The sequence below is a fragment of the Syntrophales bacterium genome (genome assembly GCA_030018935.1).
Lineage (GTDB): Bacteria > Desulfobacterota > Syntrophia > Syntrophales > CG2-30-49-12 > CG2-30-49-12.
The window spans coordinates 1-5,688 of record JASEGZ010000073.1 but is presented as its reverse complement, the minus strand read 5'-3'; the positions used below and the strand labels follow the sequence as shown (position 1 = coordinate 5,688).

Here is a 5,688-nt window from a genome sequence, read left to right as displayed (position 1 = left end):
CCCGTTCCCTTGCGCCCTAAATTTCCGGTAAGCATTAAGAGGTTGGCAATGGTCTTTGCATTGTCCGTTCCGGTCGTGTGCTGTGTAATTCCCATGCCGTAGAGGACGATGGCTTTTTTCGCCTTCCCGAAAAGCAGACCGCTCTGCCGGATTTTCTCTCCGGCCACGCTGGTAACGGCCTCCACGGTTTTCAGGTCATATCGATTCAGGGATTCGAGAAAAGGTTCGAACTCCTCGCACCGCTCCGAGATGAACTTCTGATCATGGAGGCCTTCTTCCACGATAACCCGCATCATTCCGTTGAGAAGCGCCACATCCGTTCCAGGGAAATGGTCCAGATGAACTTGGGCCATTTCGCACAATTCGATCCTGCGCGGGTCCGCCACGATCAGCTTGGCTCCGTTATTTTTAATGGCCCGCTTAATCCTGCGGCCGATAATGGGGTGACAATCAGTCGTATTGGATCCGATCACAAACAGGACTTCTGCATGATCAATATCAGAGATGGAATTGCTCATGGCGCCATCGCCGAAAGCAGCCAATGCGGCCGCCACGGTAGAGGCATGACAGAGCCGGGCGCAGTGGTCCACATTGTTCGTATTCAGAACCACTCTGGCGAATTTCTGAAAAAGATAATTGTCCTCATTGGTGCACTTGGCGGAACTGAGCCCTCCGATGGCATCCGGCCCATGGCGATCCATGGTCCGGCCGATGCCCCGCGCCACCCGGTCCAGGGCCTCATTCCAGCCCGCCTCACGAAAGATCTGATCGATATCGCCCGTGCTGACGCTCTTGGGAACTCCTTCTCTTCGAATCAGGGGCCGGGTCAGTCGATCCGGGTGATTGATAAAGTCCAATCCATAACGCCCCTTGACACAGAGGCCGCCTTTATTCACCGGGCTCTCTTTTACACCCTGAACATCAACGATTTCATCGCCTCGGATGCCCAGATAGATAGAACAACCAACACCGCAATAGGGGCAGATTGTTTTGACATGGTGTGTTGGCTGTATGTAGTGCTTGGGAACGAGGGCTCCGGTTGGGCATCTGGAGATGCACTCGCCACAGGACACGCAGATTGAATCATGAATCGGCTTATCGCCGAAGGTGCTCACCTTGGTTGCGTAGCCTCTGAAAGCCAGGTCAATGGCACCGACCGCAGCGATCTCCTCGCAGGCCTGTACGCATCTTCCGCAGAGTAAACATTTGTTGTGGTCACGGTCAAAGGCAGGGTGGCTTTTATCCACCGGCAATATTTGTGTGCCCTTGCGCAGTTTATCTAAGTTTTCCTGTTCGATGCCCAGATATTGGGCAACCTTCTGAAGTTCACATCGTTGGTTCTTAGTGCAGGTCAGGCAATCGCCATGGTGGTTAACGAGGATGAGTTCCATTGCGGTCCGTCGTGCCAGGTTCACCATGGCCGTGTCGGTTTGAATCACCATCCCATCCGCTGCGGGTGTAGTGCATGAACTAACGATACCGCGCATCCCCTCGATTTCGACAAGGCAAAGCCGGCAAGCCCCGTACGGTTTTAGGTCAGGGTCATAACAGAGAGTGGGGATATATATTCCAGCGCCCAATGCCGCTTCCAGCACGGTTATGCCTTTAAGCGCCTTTATTTTTTTTCCATTAATCATCAAACTCATGGCACCAGCCTTTTTTCTATCAGTGGCCGGGATCATTGTGCTCATCTGTTCTCCCTTCTCAATCAATACCTTTTAGTTCAGACGGTTTTTTAACAGGCAGTTCCGGAAATTTACCCCGTTAGAAAGCATCAACTCTTTATTGAGGGCGGGGTAAAAGCCCTGCCCTTTCTAACGGGGTTTACTCCGGCTCAAGGTCGCATCTTAAACATCGTTGTGCTTCTTCTATTGCTGTTGCTTCTGGATAACCGATTTCTACTACCTCGAAGCCTTCAAGCCGCCTGTTGAGTGATAGAACTGGCATTGGGGGACGATGTTTTTCCGATTCCTCCTCTGACATCTCGGGCAAAGCTGTAACATCTTCCGGTGAGGCTATCTTTTCCTCGATGAGACCTTTGCCTCCAAGGTATTTATCAATCGATATGGCAGCTTGCCTTCCTGCGGCAATAGCTTCTATAACTGAGGCTGGCCCGCTAACCACGTCTCCACCAGCGAATACGCCTACCCTCTCCGTCACGGATGTGTCTGGATCAGCGTGCAGAACTCCACCCTTATCGACCTTTACCTCCATCTTCTCTGGAATTTGAGGGATCTGTCCAATGGCTGTTACGATGGTGTCGAACTCTTCCTCAAATTTGCTGCCAGACACTGGTTCCGGCTGTCGCCTGCCACTGGCGTCCGTCTTTCCCAACTTCATCTGAATACATTCCATCTTGAAGTGACCATTCTGGCGGTATATATTGACTGGAGCGGTAAGATACTTTATCTTCACGCCTTCCTCCAAAGCCTCCTCAACCTCTTCTTTAGAGGCGGGCATCTCTTCCCGGCTACGACGATAGATGATCGTTACCTCTTTTGCGCCGAGTCGAAGAGCAGTGCGTGAGGCATCGATGGCGGCATTGCCTCCACCGATGACGGCAACCTTTTCTCCCAGCTTGACCTCTTTCCCCAGGCTCACATCACGAAGCAAAGAGACGCAGTCTACTACCCCTTGAGAGTCTTCTCCGGCAACACGCATTTTGGTGCCAACGTGTGCTCCCAGAGCCAGAAATATTGCGTCATACCCCTGCTCGCGAAGTGAGTTGACGGAATCTATTCTGCAATTCGTCTTTATCTCCACTCTCACTTGTTTAATCATTTCTATTTCAGCATCCAGTACCTCCTTCGGCAACCTGTATCTTGGGATGCCGACTCTCATCATCCCTCCAGCTTCAGGCAACGCCTCGAAAACTGTTACAGCGTGACCTCCAGTCTTGGCGAGATAGTATGCGGCTGTCAGTCCGGCCGGGCCCGAGCCTACCACAGCAACACGCTTGCCAGAAGGTAATGCAACCTTTTGGTGGATGGAGGCTGCCTTCTTGGCATGGTCAGCCGCAAAGCGCTTCAGCGCTCTGATAGCGACAGGTTCGTCGAGTTGACTTCGGCGGCACTTATCCTCACAGGGATGGAAACAGACATAGCCGCAAACCGAAGGGAAGGGGATCCTCTCTCTAATCACTGAGAGGGCCTCGTCATAATTCCCCTCAGTGATCCGGCGAATATAGCGGGGCACATCGACTCCCGCGGGGCAAGTATGACTGCAAGGGGCCTTAACCAATCCTTTGCATATCGCTGCTGCACAGTGTGATCTCTTGATGTGGGACTCATATTCATCCCGGAAATACCGGACGGTCGAGAGCACAGGGTTAGGGGCTGTTTGTCCCAGACCGCAGAGGGAGCCTGCCTTGACGGCTTCACCCAGTTCGATCAACAGGTTAATGTCCTCCATCTTGCCTCTTCCGCAAGTAATGTCTTCAAGGATGTCCAGCATCTGTTTGGTCCCCCAACGGCAGGGGATACATTTGCCGCAGGACTCAAGCTGGGTAAATGAGAGGAAATACTTTGCCATATCCACCATGCAAGTGTCCTCGTCCAACACCACCATGCCACCTGATCCCATGATGGAACCTGCTTCAGCCAGTGTTTCATAATCAACAGGAGAATCTAAGAAGCTGGCGGGTAAACATCCCCCCGATGGACCTCCTGTCTGCACGGCCTTAAAGCGTTTACCACTGGGGATGCCTCCCCCAATTTCAAAAATAATCTCACGGAGGGTTGTGCCCATCGGCACCTCAACAAGACCACTATTAGTAATCTTCCCGGTGAGGGCGAAGACAGCGCTCCCCTTGCTTTTATCCGTTCCTATGCTGGAATACCACTCTGCGCCTTTTTCGATGATGACGGGGATGCTTGCTAATGTTTTCACGTTGTTAATGTTGGTAGGCTTGCCCCACAAACCAGACTGAGCGGGGAAGGGAGGCCGAGGACGAGGCATGCCTCGATTGCCCTCAATCGATGCCATTAAGGCTGTTTCCTCACCGCAGACAAAGGCGCCCGCGCCTTCCTTAACGTGCACATTGAAACTAAAATCCGAGCCCTGGATGTGCTTGCCCATGATTCCATTATCCTCTGCTTGTTTAATGGCGATGTACAAACGTTTAATGGCCAGGGGATATTCAGCTCTACAATAGATATAGCCTTCGTTGGCTCCGATGGCATATGCGGCGATAATCATTCCTTCAATGACGGCATGTGGGTCGCCCTCCATGGTGCTTCTGTCCATGAAAGCCCCTGGGTCGCCTTCATCAGCATTGCATATCATGTATTTCTGATGGCCAGGTGCCTTGTGGCAAAACTCCCATTTTTGCCCTGTGGGAAACCCGGCGCCGCCACGTCCTCGCAGTCCGGAGCGTTTTATCTCATCTATGACTTGCTCTGGAGACATCTGGGATAGCACCTTTTTCAGTGCTTTATAACCACCTGTGGCGATATAGTCATCAATCGATTCGGGATTAATATGTCCACAATTGCGAAGAATTAGGCGTTTCTGCTTTTTATAGAAGTCTATGTCTTTATAGGTTGATACGGCTTCTTTAGTTAAGGGGTCACGGTAAAAAAGACGCTCAACATGCTTGCGATTCAGGAGGTGCGAATGGACAATGTCAGAGACATCTTCTATTTTGACATGAGCATAGAAAATGTTTTCCGGCTCAACAATCACAATGGGCCCTTGTTGGCAGAAACCGTGGCATCCTGTAAAATCAACCGAGACATCATGCAACCCTCTCTCTTTCACTCCCAGCTCCAGCGCAGCCCTAATTTGCTCAGACTTGGATGAAGTACAGCCTGTTCCTTGGCAAACCAAGACCGTACGCCTTTTCTCCCCTGAAAACTCTTGGTTCGCTCTTACCACCATCGATGCCCTCCTTAGTCTCTATCCTTGAGGATTTCTCCCACCTTTTTGGTAGTCATCTGACCGTAGGTATCACCGCTAATCACCGTCGTTGGCGCCAGTGCACAAGCGCCGATACAAGCTACTGTCTCCAGAGCAAATTTGAGGTCTTGGGTGTTCTCACCTGGCTTTATGCCGAGTTGTTTTTCTACCTCTCTGAGGATTCGTGCCCCTCCTTTTACATGGCAGGCGGTCCCGCGACAGACCCGAATGATGTTTTTCCCAACGGGTTGAAACCGGAACTGAGCATAGAATGTGGCTGTCCCGAAAACCCTTGCAGCGGACAGCCTGGTCAGGCGGGCGATTTCGATAAGGGCCTGCTCGGGCAAAAAACCGAGTGCCCTCTGAACCCTCTGAAGCATGGGAATAAGTTCATCAGCCCTTCCCTTAAATTCCTTCCGGATCTCAGCAAAGAGACCTTCTATCTCCTCCATTCTCTCAGCAGGGAGTTCCTGATAGATGGCCTGTTCCATATGGCTCTTCCTTTCTCAGGCTGAATTTCCTGAATCCTTTGCCCGGGAAAATAGAGGTCAATCTTTCATGACAGAGTTATCACCCTCGAACAATGAAAATTGTCCGAGTGTTTGGGTTACGGTTACGAAGCCCGTTTCGGTTACTGGTTAAGGTTACGTGTAATGAATTAAGAGACGACAAACGTAACCATTTATTAACGATACGGGCCTCGTTACCCTTACCGTTATACTTCATTTTCTGAGCAATTACCAGGCTTCACGCTCCAGACGCTTGTAGATGAACATGAGCTGTTCTTCGGTG

General features: G+C 51.3%; 3 protein-coding genes. All 3 read right to left on the bottom strand.

What is annotated here, in order from left to right; translation table 11 throughout:
* The coding region (locus tag QMD03_09770) for a molybdopterin-dependent oxidoreductase (GenBank protein ID MDI6777499.1) at window positions 1-1,691 on the bottom strand (1,691 nt) is incomplete at its 3' end.
* Between the two features lie 133 nt (window positions 1,692-1,824).
* Window positions 1,825-4,878 (bottom strand): NADH-quinone oxidoreductase subunit NuoF, encoded by a 3,054-nt coding sequence (gene nuoF / locus QMD03_09765; GenBank protein ID MDI6777498.1) that lies wholly within the window; start codon window positions 4,876-4,878, stop codon window positions 1,825-1,827.
* Between the two features lie 11 nt (window positions 4,879-4,889).
* A complete protein-coding gene (gene nuoE / locus QMD03_09760; GenBank protein ID MDI6777497.1) occupies window positions 4,890-5,387 on the bottom strand; it encodes an NADH-quinone oxidoreductase subunit NuoE in 498 nt (165 codons plus the stop codon).
* Window positions 5,388-5,688 lie beyond the last annotated feature (301 nt).

Bases quoted from the DNA above. Each gene is read 5' to 3' on its own strand.
- nuoF (MDI6777498.1), bottom strand. From the start codon at position 4,878: ATGGTGGTAAGAGCGAACCAAGAGTTTTCAGGGGAGAAAAGGCGTACG.
- nuoE (MDI6777497.1), bottom strand. From the start codon at position 5,387: ATGGAACAGGCCATCTATCAGGAACTCCCTGCTGAGAGAATGGAGGAG.